This is a genomic window from Bacillus sp. LK2, from assembly GCF_001043575.1.
In the GTDB taxonomy this organism is placed as follows: Bacteria; Bacillota; Bacilli; order Bacillales; family Bacillaceae_G; genus Bacillus_A; species Bacillus_A paramycoides.
Genome location: NZ_LDUK01000006.1, coordinates 182,569 through 202,600, shown reverse-complemented (window position 1 = coordinate 202,600; position 20,032 = coordinate 182,569). Strand labels below are relative to the sequence as shown.

The following is a 20,032-nucleotide window of genomic DNA, read 5'->3' as shown; positions in this document are numbered from 1 at the left end:
GTGTGGGAAAATCTAGTATTGAAATGAGGGCAAGCAGTTGAAGTTCTTGACGCTTTTACTTCAAGTAGGAGTGCTATATTTGTTTAGTTTGGCTGGTGTATGGATTCAGGAAGTATTTCATCTATCTATGCCAGGAAGTTTAATAGGAATGTTAATCCTTTTTCTTCTTCTTTCCACTCGTATTTTGCCATTAAAATGGTTTGAGATAGGTGCAGAAAAACTAATAGTATTTTTACCTTTATTTTTAATTCCTTCGACGACTGGTTTAATGGAATATGGCTCATTTCTTTTAAGTAAGGGTAGTAGTATGTTCTTCCTAGTTGTTGTAAGTACTTTAGTAACATTGATTGTTTCAGGCTATGTAAGTCAATTATTAATAACATCTAAAAAATAAAAACGACAAGGTGCACTATTCAAATGGTCTTAATTTTTATTACTGTAGTGATTTATTTATTGGCGACAAAGTTATATAAAAAATTTACGTTTCCATTTACTTTACCGGTGTTAACAGCTACGGCAATTATGATTTGCATATTCCTTGCTTTCGGGATTTCTCATCAAGATTATAAGGAGAATGGGGGAGATATTCTTTCTAGCTTCTTGAGTCCTGCGATTGTAGCTTTAGCAATACCGCTATTTAAGGAACGAAAGATACTTATGAAAAACTTCTTTTCAATACTTGTAGGGGTAGTAATCGGTATAGTGGCTTTAATAAGTTTGAATGTAGTGGTTGGGGAAATGTTGAATATAGATAAGGAACTTATATTAACAACTATACCGCAATTAGCGACGATGCCTATTGCAATTTCGCTAGCCAATCAAATTGGTGGTATCCCATCTATGACAGCTAGTTTTGTAGTTGTTGCAGGAATAACAGGTGCTATTATAGGACCGACAGTACTTAAGCTTTTTCGTATAACAAGTACGATTGGAAAAGGAGTTGGGATGGGCTGTGCATCACATATCATTGGTGTGAGTCGTCTAGTGAAAGAAGGAGAGAAAGAAGCAACTATCGGTTCGGTAACGATGATTGTAACGGGGGTACTAATTAGTATATTAGTGCCTTATGGAATGAAATTTTTATTTTAAAAATCAATGAATCGTAATAAGTAGTATAGCACTACTTATTTTAGAAAGTAATGGGGATGATTAAAGTGACAACATGGTTTATAGTTACGTTATTTATTTTTGGTGCTCTTAAAGTACTAGTTTCTAGTATGCCAACTTCTGTTGTAGAATCAATTATTAGTAGATTTGAGTTACATCAAAAACTTGATGAAGAAAACACTACTGTAACGGTTGATGGAAAAAGTATAGAAGGAGAAATGAAACTTCAAGTTATTCACGAATTTAACGAGGCTTTATTTTTAGATAAACATTATTTTCCGCCGCAAGGAGAAGGAACACCATTAGTTATTGATACGAAGAAAGGAAAGAAAATGATTAGATTTTCTATATATAGCTATGAGGAACACGTTGATGTAATAAAGCAATATAAGAAGAAAGTAGTTGCATATCGTTTACGATCTAAAAGTCTTCAAAGTCGCTCAGTTGGAGTAACTGAAGATTATGCATAAGGAGAGACCGTTATAAAGACGGTCTCTTTATTTTTCGCATCCAATTATAAAATTTCCAAATAAGAGAAAAGAAAATGATATATCCAAAGAAAGAATATATATGCTGCCAATCCGTACTATGTATAAATAAACCTAATCTCTCAGCAACTTGCTCAAAAATGCTAGCGCAAACGCCTATTGAAATAATAAATAGAGTTCTAGAAACTGTAGATAATTTTTTTGAAATTTGTATAAACGAGGCTGTTAAAATTGGCAGTACGAACAACGTAAAAGCTATGTTGACTGAAAATGTGGATGAGAAGGGCCTAACTGGAAATGAATATAATTGTTTATTAACAAAGAAAGCATCTAAACAAGTTCCAATAATAGAAGAGAGAAAGATTGTAACTACTAATGCTAGAAAATCATTCTTCTTCTCGAAGGAGGACATTTTTTTTTGCGAGAATTGCGAGTTCAATTTTTTCGAGTGTTTTGCAGTAGTCTTCTGTAATTTGTCCATTTATATTTTCCTCCTTATCGGTTAAATAGTGAATTATTTGCCAGTCGTTAAACCAATCTTCATGTTCTGTTTCTTCGTGTTCTATATTTTTCCATGCGTAAATAAGTGCAGGACTATATATACGATATGAATCCTTTTTTAATTGGCATCGTTTTATTCTTCGTTTATAAAACTCTCGTGAAAAGGATTCATTTACACTTGAAAATAAATGTGGCCAATAATCTTTTCGTGAGCCTGTATGAGGGTGAGTACCTGCCCAATGTGTAACTTGAGATAAAGTACGGTCATCATGAAATAATAATGTGTATAACCTTTTTCCAAGTAATATTCGTTCATGTAGTGAAGTGAAGTGTTTCATTGTGTCACCAATAAGTAATGTTTTAGGATGCATTTTACTTTCGTAAAAGGGAAAAAGGATATGATTGAACTGAAAGAAATCAAACAGTTTGAATCCAATACTATTTATTACATTTTTTTTGAAGTATTCATTTTGAATGACTCTTTTTTCTAAGTAGTTTTGCTCGTTAATAATAGTTGCGATTGCTAATGTTTTTTTGTTTCCAGTTTTCCAAAAAAAGTTCCACATCGTTTCCATAAATGTTGAAACATTGAGGTGAGAGAGAAGGTGAAAAAGGTTTTTTGATTCCTTTACACTATACTCGTATAGTAAAAATTGTGGGTATACATCTTGAAAGATAAGCCAATTTCCTCGTTCTAAAAAAGAAAAGAAAATAAATTGATCTTTCTCAGATAATAACTTCGTATATAGGTCCCCTTTTAAATCTGTCATGTTCCAACCACCATTACGTGATACCATATGTCCAAGCAATGCCCAATGTATTTCAGGGTATTTTATATAAAATTGAAAATAGGCCTTCGTTCTTGTGACGTTATTTCGATTCAGTAATCTGGTTCGCTCTTTAATCGTATGGATTAATATTTCTTCTTCTTTCGTAAGTCTGTATATGATATTAGTAGTGTGGGTGCTTTTTTGTTTTAGTTCATTTTTTACATTGAAGAGGGATAGTGGAGTAATTTTATAAAGTTTATCATTTGAATTATTGTAGTGCACATAGTTCCCTCCCATTCATATCATTTCGTATAAGTCTGTTATCATCAATGTATTAATAACGACTTAAATAAATGATATGTGGAGGAAATGAAAAATTGCAAAGTATATAAAAAGGAAAGAGAAGATGGACTCTTCTTTCCTTTTTATTGTATTCATTTTAAATTTTCTCCAGATGTGTTCTTCACTGATGCATGAGGAGACTATAGCAGCGAAGGAATTCAATACGTGATTTTTGCGAGTTATATAGTATGTATCCCGTTTTCTAGTAGGTTACAAAATTCCCCTGCGTGAATAGGCTCACTGTAATAGTAACCTTGAATAAACTGACATTTATTTTTTTGGAGGAAATTCACGTGGTCTTTCGTTTCTACACCTTCAGCAATAACTGACATTTCTAATGTATGTGCTAATGTGATAATCGTTTTAATGATTTCTTTTCCATCCTCACACGTTTCAGACATTGTAATGAACTCTCTCGGGATTTTCAAAGTATCGATTGGATATAAAGGTAAGTATGCTAATGAAGAATAGCCTGTACCAAAGTCATCAATTGATATGTGAACCCCTAAATTCTTTAGTGTACGTAGTTTTAGCAATGTTTCTTTCTCATCCATCATTGCAATTCGTTCTGTTAATTCTAGATCAAGGGAACTTGCTGGTAAGTCTGTAGTTGCTAAAGTAGAAGAAATAGAATTTACAAAGTCTTCTTGCTCAAATTCTTTAGCAGATAAATTTACTCCTATTTTTAAATGAGAATAGCCAGATGTATGCCAACGTTTCAGTTGCTGACAAGCTTGTTGCAATGTCCATTTCCCAATTGGAATAATTTGCAGTGTTTCTTCAGCAATCGGAATAAATTCATATGGAGAAATAACACCTAATTCTGGATGGTTCCACCTGATTAAAGCTTCAGCACCGATAATTTTATTAGATTCGCTATCAACTTGAGGTTGATATAAAAGGAACAATTCTTCATTTTGAATCGCACTTGGTAAATCTTTTTCTAATCGTAATCGTCTTTCGATTTTTTTAGCAATTACATCGTCATAAATAGAGACGGAGTTAAGCTCTTTTTCCTTAGCATCATACATTGCAACATTAGCGTTTTTTAAGAGTGTAGCGGTATCGATTCCAGCAGATGGATATATAGCGATGCCGATACTAAGTGATAAAGTTAATTTATGCTCATGTATGACAAACGGTTTTTTCATGTCTTCAAATAATTGGTTGCATAACTGGAATAAGGAATCACGATCAGTATAGTTTTCAATTAAAATTGTAAATTCATCGCCACCGATTCTTGATACATGAGTACCTGATGAAAGACATGATTGGAGTCGCTTTGCTACTTCCTCCAATATGGAATCACCTGCCGAATGTCCAAGTGTATCGTTAATAGCTTTAAAACGATCTAAATCTAAATATAATAATGCAAATTCACCTTGTGTTGTTTCAGCATTTTTTATAACTTTTCTTAATTTCTTATGGAAAAAGGCTCGGTTCCCAATTTTCGTTACAGTATCGTGGAATGCTAAATATTTTATTTCTTCTTGTTGTTTTTTTAGTGCAGTAATATCCTTTACCATAATATAACTTCCTGAAATTTGTCCATCTATCATAATAGGAACGATGGTAACGTATAAAAAATATGTAAAGCCATCTTTATATTGGGAACTAAGTTGTAAGGATGCTGATTCTTGCTGTTTAACCTTTTCTAATGCAGCTACCAGTTTATGTTTATCCTCATCTAAAATGATCGAAAAACATGTCTCACCAAGTAGCTCGTTCGTTGGTGCTCCGAGTAGTATGCTTCCTGCTTTATTTACATTTAAGAATATTCCATTTAAATCAATAGTGAAAATAGGATCAGGGTGATACTCATATAATGATTTGAATTTTTGTTGTTTCTGAGACAGAGCCTCTGATTGATGAACTAAATCAGAAGTCCGTAAAGTAACTTTTTCTTCTAGTTGAGTATTAAATGCTTGTAAACGTTTTGTTAGGCTGTCGTTTTGCATACGCACAATAGAATGGCGGATCAGTACGAAAACAAAAGCGATACAATTTCCTGTAATGAGAGTTGAAGATGATGTTTGTTCTTTTAGTGTAAACCCGATTAGTATTGCAACAGCAAGATAGGGGAATACGACTAAAACTTTCTTTCCTAGTATAGGATTTACAATGAAATAATTTTTATGGCTATTATAATCTTCTGAAATAGAACCAGCTATCGCGATAAGTAATATAGGTATTCTATATAAAAGACGTAATAACGTTATAGTATCACTTGATAAATGGCTATTTAAGTAGAAATAAATATAGTTAAAAGTTGCAGAACTTATTAATACAAAAATAAAGATATAAATTTTCCGTTTGGAATTAAAAATTGTTGGGCGGAAAAAGAGACTAAGACCTAATAGAAGAAATAATAGATCTGCAATTGGATATAGAAATGAAAGGAAAATATCTCCAAGTGAAAGAGAGAATATATTTAAATCTGGCTGATTAAATAAGTACCATTCTAATGTGAATATGGAAGTAAGTACTATACATATATCACAAATAAAGAAAGCTTTTTCCCATTTATTGCATTCTTTTAAGATTTTATAGCAGAAAGCGATAAGGCAGAAGAATAGAAAAAACATGTAAAATACATCAGAAATAGTAAAATGATGTATTGGAATTTCGAAAAAGGTATCTTGATACGTATATACTATTTTTCCTAATAAAAAACTACCAATTGCTATTGTGATACATATCCAAAAAGGATTTGAACTAACTTTTTTAGAATATATAGAGTAAATTAGTGATATAAATGTAATGGCTTCAACGATGAGTGAAGCGAAGCGTACATTGAAATTTGAAAAATGAGTAGGGAACAGAAAGAAAAACATAAAATAGATTGAATAGCATATCAATGTAGCGATTAATATACATAGTTGTAAATTTTTATTTAATTTCAATTGGATCACCTTCTTTAAGTATGTAATTCTTAATATCTATACGTAATAATATTACTTAAGGATTGTATCAGATTTCCTTATAAAAAGCATGCTTATAAGGAAAGGATTGAATAGTACGATAATTCTTGAAGTTAAAAAAGTGTTGTAGTTAATAATTTTTAGTTTATAAGGAATGTAGATATCATTTGTATATTTAGTCATCCTATAAATTTAAAGATTTTTTAGTAATTTGTAAGCGGAGATACAAAATTGTATATAAAATGATGGGAACTTCTCTCTAGATGAGGGGAGTTTTTCGTTATTATAGAGTATTAAGTAAGACCTTTGTATGTAGCTATTCTCATACTAATGAGGGATTAAAGAAAAGTGTTAATTATATACAATAATATGTAATACAGTAATTAGTTTTTAATATGGAGGGAAAATTATGGTGAAATGGGTGAAGTTTAGAATAGCACGTCCAACAGATAAGTTTGAAGAAGTGATAACATTTTATGAAAAGGGACTGGGTTTAAAGCGGATAGGTGAGTTTAATAAACATGATGGTTACGATGGAGTCATGTTCGGTCTACCGGATGAAGAATATCATCTAGAATTTACAAAACATATAGATGGAAGCCCGTGTCCAGCTCCAACAAAAGATAATTTACTTGTATTTTATATGCGAGAATATAATGAAATAGAAAAAGTGAGTATGAGGCTGCATGCAATGGGATACGATGAAGTAGAACCTGAGAATCCATATTGGAAAGAAAAGGGGATTACTATAGCGGATCCTGATGGTTGGAGAATTGTGTTGATGCAAATAGAAGAATAGGGTGTAATGAAGTTAGAGGAGAGCAAAGTTTCGAATTTTGATAGGATAAAAGAAAATATAAAAAAGCTTCCTTGGAGGAGGAGATAAACTCATAGGGAAGCTTTTTTGTGTTTATAATCTGAAAATTAAGATTTGAAATTAGGTTCTGAAAAGATGTAAAATGAGGACGTATATTCTTATGAATTTGAGAGTTTAGTCTGGGAGTGGGTTAGACGAACAGCCCAGCTAAGTGTATAAAAGAAGAATGAATTAATATTTTGATTGTACTTAAGTTTTGATACGGCAGCGATTAAAGTAAGTAATTAACTTATAAATATTTACAAGGAGGAATTATGAATACATATATCTATATGGTTAGGCATGGTGAATCACCAAAATTAGAAGGAGATGAAAGAACACGTGGATTAACTGAGAAGGGAATTTTAGATACTCATAGAGTAACTGAGATATTAAAAACAGAGGGAATTGACACTTTCATTTCAAGTCCGTATAAGAGGGCAATGCTAACGATAGAAAAGTCAGCCGATTTCTATGAAAAAGAAATATTAATATATGAAAATCTCAAAGAGTGTAGGTTTTCAAGTGAGGATAAGATTATATCAGATAAAGAGGTGTATCCACTTGTAAAGAAGATGTTCTCAAAGCCAGAGTTTTCACTAACTGAGGGAGAATCATATGTAGATTGCCAGAGAAGAGTAGTGAGAGTATTAAAAGAAATATTGATGGATTTTCAGGGGAATAAAATTGTAATTGGTACACATGGGCTTGTAATGACACAAATGATGAACTATTTTGATAATCAATATGGGTTTGAATTTTTAATGAATACATCAAAACCAGATATGTATAAGCTAGAATTTAAAGAAGAGCAATTAATAAATGTAGAGAGATTATGGAGAGAAGAATAAAATGGGGTATATGGAGTGTGTTTTAAAAGTTACTTTTAAAACACACTCTTTTGTATTAAGTTGAGTTTTATATATTTTCACTGATTTGCTCTTTATTTTTGCTATATAAAGTATGTAAGAGTTTTTGAAATATCTTAAATGAGTACTGAAATATCGGACTTTGAATAAAAGTGTATAGAAAAGTTACGATAAAAATAGGTCCTCCTAGCATATATCCAATGACTAGTACAAAACATTCTACAATGATTCGAGCCCGGCTAATAGACAGCCCTGTTTTGTCAGAAATGGTAAGCATGAATCCATCGCGAGGTCCAGCACCAATCCCAGCCGCAACGTACATACCGCCCCCGATGCCTGTGATTACAATGCCAGAAAATAAAATCAGTAAGTTTATCCATAGGTACTGAGTAGCATGCGGAAGGATATTTGATTGTAAGAAAAAGTCCATAATAGGACCGATAAGTAGTGCATTTAAAAATGTACCTACGTTTATATATTTTGGATCTACTAGTAAAGAGATAAGAACGAGACATAATCCACATATGACACTCCAAGTACCAATTGTCCACCCAAATCGTTGGTATAGAGCCATATTTAAAACTTCCCAAGGATGTAAACCGAGGAATTTAACTTTGACTGCGAGAGCATTTCCAAGTCCAAAGAAAATTAATCCTAAGAAAAAAAGAAAATAGCGAAAGAGAGTTAGCCTCATCTTTAAAACCTCCCAATATATAATGATGTATATTACATGTTTGGATTTTAATGTGCAAATATTATGTCTTTTAATGATTTGTTAAAAATGTAAATGGAATATATATCTTCACAGTCAAAAAAGTTAAAATATTTCGTTTTAAGGATTATAATAGAGAGAGAACTATAAAAGGAGTGAACGAATTTGAAACAAGAACTTATTGAAAGATTTACGAGATATGTAAAGATTGATACACAATCAAATGAAGAAAGTCATACAGTGCCAACAACACCAGGGCAAATTGAGTTTGGTAAGTTATTAGTGGAAGAGTTAAAAGAGATTGGGTTATCAGCAGTGACGATGGATGATAATGGTTACGTAATGGCGACACTTCCTGCTAATACAGATAAGGATGTTCCCGTAATAGGGTTTTTAGCTCATTTAGACACAGCAACAGATTTTACAGGGAAAAACGTAAAACCACAAATTCATGAAAATTTTGATGGTAATGCGATTACGTTAAATGAAGAATTAAATGTTGTGTTAACACCTGAACAGTTCCCAGAATTACCATCATACAAAGGACATACAATTATTACAACTGATGGCACAACACTTCTTGGAGCAGATGATAAAGCTGGTCTTACAGAAATCATGGTCGCAATGAATTATTTAATACATAATCCGCAAATTAAGCACGGAAAAATAAGAGTAGCATTCACACCAGATGAAGAGATTGGCCGTGGACCATCGCATTTTGATGTAGAAGCGTTTGGTGCATCCTTTGCCTATACGATGGACGGAGGTCCATTAGGTGGTTTAGAATATGAAAGTTTTAACGCTGCAAGCGCTAAGTTAACTTTTAAAGGGACAAATACACATCCTGGAACAGCGAAAAACAAAATGCGTAACGCAAGTAAACTCGCTATGGAATTCGATAGACAGTTGCCAGTAGAAGAGGCGCCAGAATATACTGAGGGATATGAAGGGTTTTATCATTTACTCTCTTTAAATGGTGACGTTGAGCAAAGTAAAGCTTACTATATTATTCGAGATTTTGATCGTAATCATTTTGAAGCGCGTAAAAATAACGTTAAAGATATTGTGAAAAACATGCAAGAGAAGTATGGTGAAGATGCGATTGTTTTAGAGATGAATGATCAGTACTATAATATGCTTGAAAAAATTGAACCGGTGAGAGAAATTGTTGATATTGCGTATGAGGCAATGAAAAGTTTAAATATTGAGCCAAATATTCATCCGATTCGTGGTGGAACAGATGGATCACAATTATCGTATATGGGATTACCAACGCCAAATATTTTCACTGGTGGTGAAAACTATCACGGTAAATTTGAGTATGTTTCGGTAGATACTATGGAAAAAGCTGTTCAAGTTATTGTAGAAATCGCAAGACGATTTGAAGAACAAGCTTAAAAAGAGAACCAAGTAGTAATGAAGTGCTACTTGGTTCTTTTCTATACTAAAAAATACAAGGTAAAGTGATATACTGTTTACAAGATATTTGTAAATTCATGCTTTTTGAAAGGAATCAATGTTCCAGAACCAGTATGTGTGAAGTTTTTACATGTGAAAAAATAGATAGATTTACCTATCTATTTTTCATTAGAAAATATTAATATAGAACTCGCCATAAATAAAATGTCGCGTAAGACTCCCAATGTATCCAATTTGCTGCAAATTCCTTTATTTCGTTTTTAGTTGGTTTCTTTTCGGAGCCTGTTATAAATTTGATAGCATTATGCAGGCCAACATCGTCAATTGGAAAGGCTGAAGGAAATCGTAAACAACGCATTAAAACATAGTGGGCCGTCCATGGCCCTATACCGCGAATGCTAGTTAATTGTTTTTCAGCTTGCTTCACATCTTGTATTTGTAATAGAGATTCTTTTGATAGTTTACCTTCTGTAATGAGCTGCGCGATGTCAATTAAGTATTCGCACTTTCTTGTAGTCATTTTTAATGTTGCGAGATCTTCTACATTTAGATTTGCTATTACTTCAGGTGATGGGAATATCCAATGTTTTTGGTCGTTCCATTCTACATGGTCTCCAAATTGTTCGACTAATCTTCTCTTTAAAGTATAGGCGTATGTGAGGTTGATTTGTTGGCCGATAATCCCCCAGCACAGTGCTTCAAATAAACTAGGAATACCTAAAGTACGAAGTCCATAATACTCTGTAATGGTTTTTTGAAGGAGTGGATCATATTTAGCTAATTTGTAGAAGGGAGCTAGATTAGTATCTAAATCAAACCACTCTTTTACATATGTAGCTACAGCATCGCGGATCCATTTTTCAGAGATATATGATTCTCCTAAAAAACGTATTTGAATATTTCCATCAGCATTCACACTAATTTCAATTAAAGGATTTACTTTTTGAATAGGAATGACTTTATAGATTTTATTGTTTTCAATATGAAACATACATTCATTTTTAGAACGCGATAGATAGCGTAAGTTTTCTTGAAAACTAAATTCTTTTGGAACGACTAAAGTTAATGTTTCATTACAATCTTCTGTCATATTTACTCCTCCCGAAACGCTTCTAATTTGAGCAATTCATTCTTCATGTCTAAACCACCTCTAAAACCAGTGAGCTTTCCATCTTTTCCTATAACACGGTGACAAGGAATTGTAATCAGAAGAGGATTTGCCCCAACCGCGGTACCGACAGCACGTACAGCTTTAGGTTTTTGAATTCTTTCCGCAATTTCTGAATAAGAATATGTCTTTCCATAAGGAATTTCACGTACCGTATTCCAAACGGCTAATTGAAATGCAGTTCCGTAAGCATCGATAGGAAATGTAAAGGTTTCTAGCTTGTTTTCCAAATACTTGATAAGTTCTTTCGTATATGTTTGCAGATAATCTGGATTTTGGATGAATGTATGCTGTGGAAGTTTTTTTCTAGCCCACGTATTTAGTTCTTCAAAAGTTTTATTTTGTGATCCGATGAAGCATAATCCATTTGAAGTGGCTGCAATATGCATACGCCAATGTTTATGAATAAGCAATGTCCAATATATAGTTTTATTTTCATATGGTTTCATTATTTCATTCCTCTTTTGTTCTGTTCTTTTTTCGATATTTAGTAGGGGTAAATCCTGTCTTCTTTTTAAATAAAGTCGCGAAATACTCCGGGTTTTCTATCCCAACAGCAGTACTAATTTCCATAATGGATTTATTTGTATGTGAAAGGTATTCTGTCGCTTTTGTAATTCTGAATTGCTGTATATATTCTATTGGACTTATACCTGTCATTCTTTTGAACGTGCGTTGTAAATGAAATGGGCTACCATGGCACATTTCAGCGAGTATATCGAGAGTTAATACTTCGTCAAAATGCTTCTCGATACAGTCTTTAATTTGTTCTACCCACTCTTCATTAGGTAAAGTTATCCCGTTTGGCTTACAGCGTTTGCACGGACGAAAGTGTTCATACAATGCTTGCTCTGCATTTAGAAAAATTCGTACGTTGTTTTTATTAGGTATTCTCGATTTACACGATGGTCGGCAAAAAATCCCGGTTGATTTCACAGCATAAAAGAATTTGTTATCATATGAAGAATCATTATGAATAATCGCTTGCCAATACTCACTCGTTAAAGTAAATCCTTCATTTTGCAAAGAACATCACCTCTGAAATTAGTATAACCTGAATAATGTGTGTATGTACGTATTCACAAATGTAAGAGCAAGATTACAAAGGTGAAAATATGATTGTTTTTCTATTTTGTGATAGCATGAAAACTGAAAATGCACATCAAGAGGAGGAACATATATGAAGTTTATTTCATGGAATGTAAATGGTTTGCGGGCAGTTATTGCGAAAGGTGGATTTTTAGAATATCTAGAAGAATCTAATGCAGATATATTTTGTTTACAAGAAATTAAATTACAGAGTGGACAAATTGATTTAAATCTAGAGGGATACTATACATACTGGAATTATGCTGTGAAAAAGGGGTATTCAGGAACTGCTATTTTTACGAAAAAAGAACCGATTTCTGTAATGTATGGTTTAGGAATTGAAGAGCATGATCAAGAAGGACGAGTTATTACATTAGAATTCGAAGATTTTTACATAATAACGTTATATACGCCAAACTCAAAACGAGGATTAGAGCGTTTAGATTACAGAATGAAATGGGAAGATGATTTGAGGACCTATATAAAGCGATTAGATGAAAAGAAACCAGTTATTTTCTGTGGTGATCTAAATGTTGCCCATAAAGAAATCGATTTGAAAAACCCGAAAAGTAATCGGAAAAATCCTGGTTTTTCGGATGAAGAAAGAGAGAAATTTACATGTGTTTTAGAGGAAGGGTTTATTGATACATATCGATATCTATATCCTGAACAAGAAGGTGCGTACTCATGGTGGTCATACCGTATGGGTGCAAGAGCGAAAAATATCGGATGGCGTTTAGACTACTTTGTGATTTCTGAAAGGTTAAAACATAAAATTACCGATGCGAAAATTAATAGTGAAGTGATGGGATCAGATCATTGCCCAGTTGAGTTACGTATGGATTTCTAAAAAAGAAGTATCTTCTTGAAAAAAAGGAGATACTTCTTTTTTGTTCGATTTATTAAAATTTTTAAAATCATCCTTGAAATAAATAAATATTAAATATATACTTAATAACGATAATCATTATCATTGATAATGATTATCGAGATGAGGGTGGTGAAGAATTTAATATTAGGGGAAGTGAACAAGGATGAATCTTCATTTTAAGTAGATTTGTTAATGATGTGAAATATAGATGGGGATTATGTTTCATATAATTAAATTTCATTGTTGGAATAACATATTTTAAAGGTTTCGAGAGGAGATATATAAAGATGAACAAGAAGTTATTTACATTAGGGATGGTTACAGTTTTAAGTGTAGGGTTAGCAGCATGTAATAGTGCAGACAAAACTTCTGGGGAACAAAAACAACAGACAAAAGCTACCGAAACGAAAAAAGATGAAAAACGAAAAATCACATATTTAGGTAAAGAATATACAGTACCTGCGAAGGTAGATAAAATTGCGACAGCTAGTTTAGAGTCAATGGAAGATGCGGCAGTACTTGGAATTAAACCAGTAGGTGCAATTACTGTAGGTGGTAAATTACCAAAGTATCTTGAAAAAGATTTAGAGGGTGCGAAGTCTGTTGGTGAGAAAATGGAGCCGAATTTTGAAACATTACTTCAATTAAAACCAGATGTTATTACATCAAGTACGAAATTCCCAGCAGAAACAGCAGAAAAGTTTACGAAAGTAGCTCCGACGTTCCCAGTATCACACGTTTCAACAAACTGGGAAGATAATTTAAAGCTAATGGGAGAGTTAACTGGTAAAAAAGATAAAGCAGAAAAAATTATTAAAGATTACAATGCAGATGCTGAAAAAGCAAAAGCGAAACTAGGAGATAAGTTAAAAGATAAAAAGGTACTTGTAATTAGATTAAGAGCAAACGATTTATTCCTATACCCAGCAGAAGTATACTTTAATCCTGTCATTTATAAAGATCTTGGACTAACTGTTCCAGAACAATTGAAAACTGTAAAAGCACAAGAAAAGATTTCTTTAGAAAAACTTGCTGAAGTTAACCCTGATTATATCTTCTTGCAATACGAGGCAAGCGAAAATAATAAACCGAAAGTGTTAGAAGACATTGAAAATAATCCAATTTGGCAAAGTATGAATGCTGCGAAAGAAAAGAAAGTATTTGTAAACGTTGTAGATCCAATGGCACAAGGTGGTACAGCTTGGAGTAAAACAGCATTCTTAAAAGAAGCAGTGAAAAATTTGTCTAAATAATACAATAAGTAAGGTGCGTTGAATGATATGCAGAAAACAAATGCGGTACCAGTAACCATTTTATGTATAGCGCCCATACTAATCTTATTTACAGTTATACTTTCTATTTTATATGGGGCAAAAAACATTGATGTTGAAACAGTGTGGAATGCGTTATTTCATTTTGATTCAAGCGATGTAAATCATAATATTATTATTACTTCACGTTTACCAAGGGTAGTTGCAGCTCTTTTAGTCGGAGCATTTCTAGCCATATCAGGAGCACTTATGCAGGGGATGACAAGAAACTATCTTGCATCCCCTTCTATTATGGGTGTGACGGATGGTGCAGCCTTTGTTATTACACTTTGTATGATTTTTCTTCCAGGAATGTCATCGGTCGGTATGGTTTTATGTTCAATGATTGGTTCTGCACTAGGGGCCGGTATAGTGTTTGGTTTTGGTTCGCTCCTTCAAAATGGCTTATCTCCTGTTAGGTTAGCAATAATAGGAACAGTTATTGGAACATTTTTAAGCAGTGTATCGGCCGCGATGGCTTCGTATTTTCAAATCTCTCAGAATGTTAGTTTTTGGTTTAATGCAAAGTTAGATCAAGTGGACCCAAATATAATTAAAATTGCGATACCTTTTGGGATAATTGGGATAGTTTTGGCACTGTTAATATCAAAATCTATTACAATTCTTTCTTTAGGAGAAGAGATTTCTATTAATCTAGGACAGCGTACAAAACTAGTTAAAGCGATGGCGATTTTATCGGTCATCTTTTTAACAGGAACTGCAGTAGCTTTAGTTGGGAAAATCGGTTTTGTAGGTTTAATTATTCCACACATTACTCGCTTTATAATTGGGGTAGATTATAAGTGGATTGTGCCTTGTGCAGGCATTATTGGTGGAGTTTTCTTAGCGTTATGTGATGTTTTAAGTAGATTTGTGAATTATCCATTTGAAACGCCAATTGGAGTTGTTACATCTTTAATTGGAATTCCTTTCTTCCTTTATTTAATCCGTACAAGAGGAGGAGAGAGACATGCCTAAAAGTTCAAGTCAACGTTTTGGAATGACGATGGGGATTATTATATTTTTAATTTTTGGTGCTATTTATATTAGTTTAACGAATGGCACGTTTGATATTACGATTACAGATGTATTTAAAACGCTTTTTAGAATTGATCCAGTACCAGAGCATGATTTAGTTATTTTTGATTTTCGTCTTCCACGCATTGTAATTGCTGGATTAGTAGGATTAGGCCTTGGTATTGCGGGTGCTGTAATTCAAGGGATTACAAGAAATGGTTTGGCGGACCCAGGTATTTTAGGAGTGAATGCCGGAGCAGGTACAGCTATCGTCATTTTTATGTTTTTCTTTCAAGGACAATTAAAGAGTACAAACTGGGTTTCTATTATGATGATGCCGATGTTTGGTTTAGTTGGTGGATTAGGTGCAGCCATAATAATATATCTGTTTTCTTGGAAAAACGGTAAGTTAGATTCCCAGCGCCTTTTATTAACGGGGATTGCGATTGGATCAGGATTTGGAGCATTTTCTATGTATTTATCACTTAAAATGAAGTCAACTGATTTTGAAATGGCTGCAGTTTGGGTGTCTGGAAGCATATATAGTGCAAATTGGAAGTATATTATTGCCATGTTGCCGTGGCTTATTATACTAATTCCTCTTATACAAAAGAAAGCTTATTTATTAGATTTATTTCAATTGGAAGAAACGAGTATTACAAGTTTAGGTGTTTCAGTAGAACGAGAGAAATCAATTTTACTATTAAGTAGTATCGGACTCGTGAGTGCATGTGTTGCTGTTTCAGGAAGTATTGGTTTTATTGGATTAATGGCACCGCATATAGCGAAAAGGCTTGTCGGTATTCAACATAAACATATAATTCCGACGTGCGGAGTAATAGGAATGTTTCTTGTAATTGCTTCAGACTTTATTGCAAAAACAGTTTTCGCACCTGTAGAGTTACCGGTTGGAATCGTTATTTCTATTGTCGGTGTACCGTATTTCTTATATTTACTTTATAAGGCGAAAGCGTAAGAGGGGGAATAAAAGTGAGTATTTTAAGTGCAAAAAGTTTAGAAACGAGTTATGAAAAGCTTACCGTGTTTCGCGATTTAAATGTAGAAATACAAGAAGGAAAAGTAACGACAATTATAGGTCCAAATGGTTGTGGGAAATCGACATTATTAAAAACGATGGGAAGAATTTTAAAGCAAAAAAGCGGTAAAGTGTATTTGCAAGGGCAAGATTTAAATACAATTCCAACGAAAGAAATTGCAAAGCAATTAGCGTTACTCCCGCAAAATCCAATCGCTCCAGGAGAGCTTAAAGTAGAAGAATTAATTTCATATGGACGCTATCCACATCGAAATAATGTGAATAAGTTAACTTCAAAAGATAAAGAGATGATTGATTGGGCACTAGATATAACGAAAACATCTGCATTTCGTACGAGACAAATTGCGAATTTATCAGGTGGTCAACGACAAAAAGTTTGGCTAGCAATGGCGTTAGCACAACAGACAGAGGTCTTATTGCTAGATGAGCCAACTACATATCTTGATATGTCTCATCAATTAGATGTACTACAAATAGTGGAGAAATTAAATAAAGAACATAATTGTACGGTTGTAATGGTGTTACATGATATTAACCATGCAGCGAGATTTTCAGATGAGATTATTGCAATGAAAGAAGGACACATTATTACAACTGGTTGTCCTTCAGAAATTATTACAAATGAAGTGTTAAAAGAGGTATTTCATATTGATGCACGTGTCATGGTAGATCCGTATAACGGGGCTCCTGTTTGTTTCGGTTATGATAGCATCTATGAAGAAGAAAAAAGAGAGCTATATGTAACAAGTTAAAGGGGGGAATATAAGATGAATATAACTATTGAAAAACAGCAAATTAGTATATGGAACACTGAACAGTGGAAAATGTATTCCAAATTAGAAAACAGAGAATATCAAATTCATATTTCAAAGCCGAAGCAACCAGCACCAGATTCAGGGTATCCGGTCATATATGTATTAGATGGCAATGCCTTTTTTCAAACGTTCCATGAAGCGGTTAAAATACAATCGGTTAGAGCGGAAAAAACAGGTGTTTCACCAGCCATTATAGTTGGTATTGGTTATCCAATTGAAGGGGCATTTTCAGGCGAAGAAAGATGCTATGATTTTACACCTTCTATAATTTCAAAAGATGCTCCTTTAAAACCGGATGGTAAACCGTGGCCTAAAACAGGAGGAGCACATAACTTCTTTACGTTTATTGAAGAAGAATTGAAACCACAAATTGAAAATAATTTTGAAATTGATAAAGAGAAACAATCATTATTTGGTCATTCTCTAGGCGGATTATTTGCATTACATATACTATTTACAAATGTAAATACTTTTCAAAATTATTTTATTAGCAGCCCGTCTATTTGGTGGAACAATCAATCCGTACTTGAAAAAGAAGAGAATCTTATAAATGAATTAAATGAATTAAATGAAGCGAAGGTTGAAACGGGAGTATTCCTTACAGTTGGATCATTGGAGCGAGAGCATATGGTTGTAGATGCAAATGCATTATCAGAACGTCTTCTTCAATTCAAACATGAGAAGTTTAGATTCAAGTTTTATGAGGCTGAAGGGGAGAATCATGCATCAGTTGTACCGACTTCTTTAAGTAAAGGATTAAGATTTATTGGTCATTTGTAGAGGGTGTACGTGATATACACGATCTCCATATTTGAACAATTACATCAGGATTAGATGCTTTAAGCTGCCATGTAATGATTGATAAAAATCAGGATGATCAAGAAGTGCTTCAAAATATTATTACTATGCTAAAACACGATTTTCATATTGAACATAGTACAATTCAAATTGAAACACTTAATAAGCATAGTGAAATGGTCGTTTAATAAAAATCTACGAAAAGGCTATGGAGAATTTCCTCCATAGCCTTTTCATTTCTGTAAGTAGAATTGTCCTTTTTGAAAGTTTTGTTTCAACTTTTCGTCTAAAGAGACAAAAAGTTGTCACAATTCCGTCACAATTAGCATAAACATAAAATAGACGAAATGAACTTATCCCCATAAAAGCTCGACTGATTCAACTAATGATTAGTAGGGCTGAAATAAACACCGATTAAAAGTTCACTTTATTCTCAAGGAGGTAGATCGTATGAAAACTATTCTTGCTATCGCTGGGCTTATTTGGGTTTTATCACATGGCATTCCAATTTATGAAGGAGAGCAAATTCGTAGTGCTCTAAATAAAAATTTTAATGAATATCATATCATTGATCGGCAAGATAATGTTGTTACTGTTCGAGTAAATGACTGTTTTCATACGGTAACTGTTGAAGGAAATTCAGTAGTGAATGACACAAAAGTATGTGATCAACAATAATTTTATATATAATAGGAAGAAAAAAGCCTCAATTCAAATATGTGAAGATTGAGGCTTTTATTTATCCAGCTATTTGCGGGTTAATAATGAATGAGAGATGAACAAAACCCTCGCTGATTAAAGTTTCACTTTATTGAGTTTTGCAGCGGACTTTATGCTTTTTTGAAAAAGGACAGGGTATAATGACAATTGAGATTGAGAAGCTAATAATTTGTTAAGAATAATCATATGAACATTAGATACTCATATGGGGTATCAATACATAGATATTTAATGCTATAATTGATATACTCAAAAAGACATTTATTTTTATCAGATGAAGAGAAACTTTAAGAAGGTGATAATATGGATCATAAAGAACATGAAGCAGTAACACATAGATCAGAAAAAGAAAAAGAGCAAATTATAAATAGATTAAAGCGAATTGAAGGACAAGTCCGTGGTATTCAAAATATGATAGAAAATGATCGCTATTGTGTAGATATTTTAGTGCAAATTTCAGCGATTAATGCAGCGATGAAAAAAGTAGGAATGGGTGTTCTCAAAAATCATACAAGTCATTGTGTTTCTGGTGCTATTAAGGATGGTAATGGTGACGAAGCAATTGAAGAATTAATGACCGTATTTGAACGATTTTCAAAGGCTTAAGAAACAAGCTAGTATTTGACTAGCTTGTTTTTTTGTTTATTTAAGACTTTTACCTCAAAGCTTAGTATAGGGAGTTTAAGCGTGTACTTAATAGTTCGATTGATTAAACTTATTTCATGTACCTATAAGGGGTACCTGTATGTTTTGTCGTGGAATGAATGGATTTATTTCAAAGAAGGCTGTGTGGGATAAGAGAAAACAAGGAACTTATAAAAAAATATAAAAATCATTATACAAAACCATTGATTACCTTAGGGGGGTATGGTAAGATAGGGTTGTGATTAACAAACAATGAATGAACAAGAGGAGGATTTTAAATGGAACAGTTAACATTAAAGGTTGAGGGTATGTCTTGTGGACATTGTGTAAATTCTATTGAAAGTAATGTGAAAGAACTAAATGGTGTTGAACAAGTAAAAGTGCAATTAGCAGAAGGAACTGTTGAAGTTACCATTGACTCATCAATCATTACTTTAAAAGATATTGTTAGTGTAATCGAAGATCAAGGATACGATGTTATATAATAATTTTTAAATAGGGGAATAAATCGTACTTTAAATAAAGTGCGATTTATTTTGCTAACAAATATACCTCTT

At 33.0% G+C, this 20,032-nt stretch carries 22 protein-coding genes and 1 pseudogene; 16 read left to right on the top strand and 7 right to left on the bottom strand.

Features of this window, described 5'->3' with window-relative positions; all coding sequences use genetic code 11:
- Positions 1–37: 37 nt before the first annotated feature.
- From VK90_RS07140 to VK90_RS07130, 3 genes are all read left to right on the top strand, one after another.
- Positions 38–394, top strand: coding sequence for a CidA/LrgA family holin-like protein (locus VK90_RS07140; protein ID WP_048371567.1), 357 nt, complete (start codon positions 38–40; stop codon positions 392–394).
- 23 nt (positions 395–417) lie between these two features.
- Positions 418–1,089 carry an LrgB family protein gene (locus VK90_RS07135; protein WP_048371565.1) on the top strand — a complete coding sequence of 224 codons (672 nt, stop codon included), beginning with the start codon at positions 418–420 and terminating at the stop codon, positions 1,087–1,089.
- Positions 1,090–1,154: 65 nt separating this feature from the next.
- Entirely contained in the window at positions 1,155–1,577 is a 423-nt protein-coding gene (locus VK90_RS07130; protein ID WP_025148390.1) for a YfmQ family protein, read from the top strand.
- 10 nt (positions 1,578–1,587) lie between these two features.
- Here the strand turns inward: VK90_RS07130 and VK90_RS28180 are convergent, their stop codons facing one another.
- From VK90_RS28180 to VK90_RS07120, 3 genes are all read right to left on the bottom strand, one after another.
- Positions 1,588–2,007, bottom strand: a complete 420-nt coding sequence (locus VK90_RS28180; protein ID WP_082147832.1) for a CBO0543 family protein — start codon at positions 2,005–2,007, stop codon at positions 1,588–1,590.
- Entirely contained in the window at positions 1,982–3,148 is a 1,167-nt protein-coding gene (locus VK90_RS07125; protein ID WP_048371562.1) for a DUF2515 domain-containing protein, read from the bottom strand. Before VK90_RS07125 ends, VK90_RS28180 begins: the two co-directional genes overlap by 26 nt.
- 239 nt (positions 3,149–3,387) lie before the next feature.
- A complete protein-coding gene (locus tag VK90_RS07120; protein WP_048371561.1) occupies positions 3,388–6,111 on the bottom strand; it encodes a sensor domain-containing phosphodiesterase in 2,724 nt (907 codons plus the stop codon).
- Positions 6,112–6,538: 427 nt separating this feature from the next.
- Here VK90_RS07120 and VK90_RS07115 point away from each other — a divergent pair, with 427 nt between their 5' ends.
- The gene (locus tag VK90_RS07115; protein WP_048371559.1) at positions 6,539–6,928 is read left to right on the top strand and encodes a VOC family protein; all 390 of its coding nucleotides are present in this window, start codon (positions 6,539–6,541) and stop codon (positions 6,926–6,928) included.
- A 332-nt stretch (positions 6,929–7,260) separates the two neighbouring features.
- Positions 7,261–7,836 carry a histidine phosphatase family protein gene (locus tag VK90_RS07110; RefSeq protein WP_048371556.1) on the top strand — a complete coding sequence of 192 codons (576 nt, stop codon included), beginning with the start codon at positions 7,261–7,263 and terminating at the stop codon, positions 7,834–7,836.
- A gap of 67 nt (positions 7,837–7,903) precedes the next feature.
- On the opposite strand, the gene VK90_RS07105 is transcribed toward VK90_RS07110, so the two are convergent.
- On the bottom strand, positions 7,904–8,548 hold the full coding sequence (locus VK90_RS07105) for a YczE/YyaS/YitT family protein (protein ID WP_048371554.1): 645 nt from the start codon (positions 8,546–8,548) through the stop codon (positions 7,904–7,906).
- A 183-nt stretch (positions 8,549–8,731) separates the two neighbouring features.
- Between VK90_RS07105 and pepT the strand changes: the two genes are divergently transcribed.
- Positions 8,732–9,964: a peptidase T gene (gene pepT / locus VK90_RS07100; protein WP_048371552.1), complete on the top strand. Its 1,233-nt coding sequence runs from the start codon at positions 8,732–8,734 to the stop codon at positions 9,962–9,964.
- A 199-nt stretch (positions 9,965–10,163) separates the two neighbouring features.
- Here pepT and VK90_RS07095 read toward each other — a convergent pair whose 3' ends face one another.
- The 3 genes from VK90_RS07095 to VK90_RS07085 are packed head-to-tail and all read right to left on the bottom strand — an operon-like array spanning position 10,164 to position 12,179.
- Positions 10,164–11,075 (bottom strand): DNA-3-methyladenine glycosylase family protein, encoded by a 912-nt coding sequence (locus tag VK90_RS07095; protein ID WP_048371550.1) that lies wholly within the window; start codon positions 11,073–11,075, stop codon positions 10,164–10,166.
- 2 nt (positions 11,076–11,077) lie between these two features.
- Positions 11,078–11,602, bottom strand: coding sequence for a methylated-DNA--[protein]-cysteine S-methyltransferase (locus tag VK90_RS07090; protein ID WP_048371548.1), 525 nt, complete (start codon positions 11,600–11,602; stop codon positions 11,078–11,080).
- Positions 11,603–11,606: 4 nt separating this feature from the next.
- The gene (locus VK90_RS07085) at positions 11,607–12,179 is read right to left on the bottom strand and encodes a bifunctional transcriptional activator/DNA repair enzyme AdaA (protein ID WP_048371546.1); all 573 of its coding nucleotides are present in this window, start codon (positions 12,177–12,179) and stop codon (positions 11,607–11,609) included.
- A 154-nt stretch (positions 12,180–12,333) separates the two neighbouring features.
- On the opposite strand from VK90_RS07085, the gene VK90_RS07080 reads away from it, so the two are divergent.
- From VK90_RS07080 to copZ, 10 genes and pseudogenes are all read left to right on the top strand, one after another.
- Positions 12,334–13,092, top strand: coding sequence for an exodeoxyribonuclease III (locus VK90_RS07080; RefSeq protein ID WP_048371544.1), 759 nt, complete (start codon positions 12,334–12,336; stop codon positions 13,090–13,092).
- A gap of 308 nt (positions 13,093–13,400) precedes the next feature.
- Complete coding sequence (locus tag VK90_RS07075) at positions 13,401–14,366, top strand: iron-hydroxamate ABC transporter substrate-binding protein (RefSeq protein ID WP_048371542.1); 966 nt, start codon at positions 13,401–13,403, stop codon at positions 14,364–14,366.
- 27 nt (positions 14,367–14,393) lie between these two features.
- The gene (locus VK90_RS07070; protein WP_048371540.1) at positions 14,394–15,401 is read left to right on the top strand and encodes a FecCD family ABC transporter permease; all 1,008 of its coding nucleotides are present in this window, start codon (positions 14,394–14,396) and stop codon (positions 15,399–15,401) included.
- Positions 15,394–16,416, top strand: a complete 1,023-nt coding sequence (locus VK90_RS07065; RefSeq protein WP_048371538.1) for a FecCD family ABC transporter permease — start codon at positions 15,394–15,396, stop codon at positions 16,414–16,416. Before VK90_RS07070 ends, VK90_RS07065 begins: the two co-directional genes overlap by 8 nt.
- A 14-nt stretch (positions 16,417–16,430) precedes the next feature.
- Positions 16,431–17,249, top strand: a complete 819-nt coding sequence (locus VK90_RS07060) for an ABC transporter ATP-binding protein (protein WP_048371536.1) — start codon at positions 16,431–16,433, stop codon at positions 17,247–17,249.
- Between the two features lie 15 nt (positions 17,250–17,264).
- Positions 17,265–18,092: an alpha/beta hydrolase gene (locus tag VK90_RS07055; protein WP_048371534.1), complete on the top strand. Its 828-nt coding sequence runs from the start codon at positions 17,265–17,267 to the stop codon at positions 18,090–18,092.
- Positions 18,089–18,298, top strand: a pseudogene (locus VK90_RS28170) (cation transporter dimerization domain-containing protein); the annotation flags it as partial. The gene VK90_RS07055 and the pseudogene VK90_RS28170, both read left to right, overlap by 4 nt.
- Positions 18,299–18,560: 262 nt before the next feature.
- Positions 18,561–18,788 carry a hypothetical protein gene (locus VK90_RS07050; RefSeq protein ID WP_000849101.1) on the top strand — a complete coding sequence of 76 codons (228 nt, stop codon included), beginning with the start codon at positions 18,561–18,563 and terminating at the stop codon, positions 18,786–18,788.
- A 345-nt stretch (positions 18,789–19,133) separates the two neighbouring features.
- Positions 19,134–19,436: a metal-sensing transcriptional repressor gene (locus VK90_RS07045; protein WP_000349636.1), complete on the top strand. Its 303-nt coding sequence runs from the start codon at positions 19,134–19,136 to the stop codon at positions 19,434–19,436.
- 317 nt (positions 19,437–19,753) lie between these two features.
- A complete protein-coding gene (gene copZ / locus VK90_RS07040) occupies positions 19,754–19,960 on the top strand; it encodes a copper chaperone CopZ (protein WP_002173015.1) in 207 nt (68 codons plus the stop codon).
- Positions 19,961–20,032: the final 72 nt, after the last annotated feature.

What these genes read in the sequence shown, in the direction of transcription:
- VK90_RS07105 (WP_048371554.1), bottom strand. Translation starts at nt 8,548, where the DNA reads ATGAGGCTAACTCTCTTTCGCTATTTTCTTTTTTTCTTAGGATTAATT.
- VK90_RS07080 (WP_048371544.1), top strand. Translation starts at nt 12,334, where the DNA reads ATGAAGTTTATTTCATGGAATGTAAATGGTTTGCGGGCAGTTATTGCG.
- VK90_RS07075 (WP_048371542.1), top strand. Translation starts at nt 13,401, where the DNA reads ATGAACAAGAAGTTATTTACATTAGGGATGGTTACAGTTTTAAGTGTA.
- copZ (WP_002173015.1), top strand. Translation starts at nt 19,754, where the DNA reads ATGGAACAGTTAACATTAAAGGTTGAGGGTATGTCTTGTGGACATTGT.
- VK90_RS07070 (WP_048371540.1), top strand. Translation starts at nt 14,394, where the DNA reads ATGCAGAAAACAAATGCGGTACCAGTAACCATTTTATGTATAGCGCCC.
- VK90_RS07055 (WP_048371534.1), top strand. Translation starts at nt 17,265, where the DNA reads ATGAATATAACTATTGAAAAACAGCAAATTAGTATATGGAACACTGAA.
- VK90_RS28180 (WP_082147832.1), bottom strand. Translation starts at nt 2,007, where the DNA reads ATGTCCTCCTTCGAGAAGAAGAATGATTTTCTAGCATTAGTAGTTACA.
- VK90_RS07095 (WP_048371550.1), bottom strand. Translation starts at nt 11,075, where the DNA reads ATGACAGAAGATTGTAATGAAACATTAACTTTAGTCGTTCCAAAAGAA.
- VK90_RS07135 (WP_048371565.1), top strand. Translation starts at nt 418, where the DNA reads ATGGTCTTAATTTTTATTACTGTAGTGATTTATTTATTGGCGACAAAG.
- VK90_RS07050 (WP_000849101.1), top strand. Translation starts at nt 18,561, where the DNA reads ATGAAAACTATTCTTGCTATCGCTGGGCTTATTTGGGTTTTATCACAT.
- VK90_RS07065 (WP_048371538.1), top strand. Translation starts at nt 15,394, where the DNA reads ATGCCTAAAAGTTCAAGTCAACGTTTTGGAATGACGATGGGGATTATT.
- VK90_RS07090 (WP_048371548.1), bottom strand. Translation starts at nt 11,602, where the DNA reads ATGAAACCATATGAAAATAAAACTATATATTGGACATTGCTTATTCAT.
- VK90_RS07115 (WP_048371559.1), top strand. Translation starts at nt 6,539, where the DNA reads ATGGTGAAATGGGTGAAGTTTAGAATAGCACGTCCAACAGATAAGTTT.
- VK90_RS07110 (WP_048371556.1), top strand. Translation starts at nt 7,261, where the DNA reads ATGAATACATATATCTATATGGTTAGGCATGGTGAATCACCAAAATTA.
- VK90_RS07045 (WP_000349636.1), top strand. Translation starts at nt 19,134, where the DNA reads ATGGATCATAAAGAACATGAAGCAGTAACACATAGATCAGAAAAAGAA.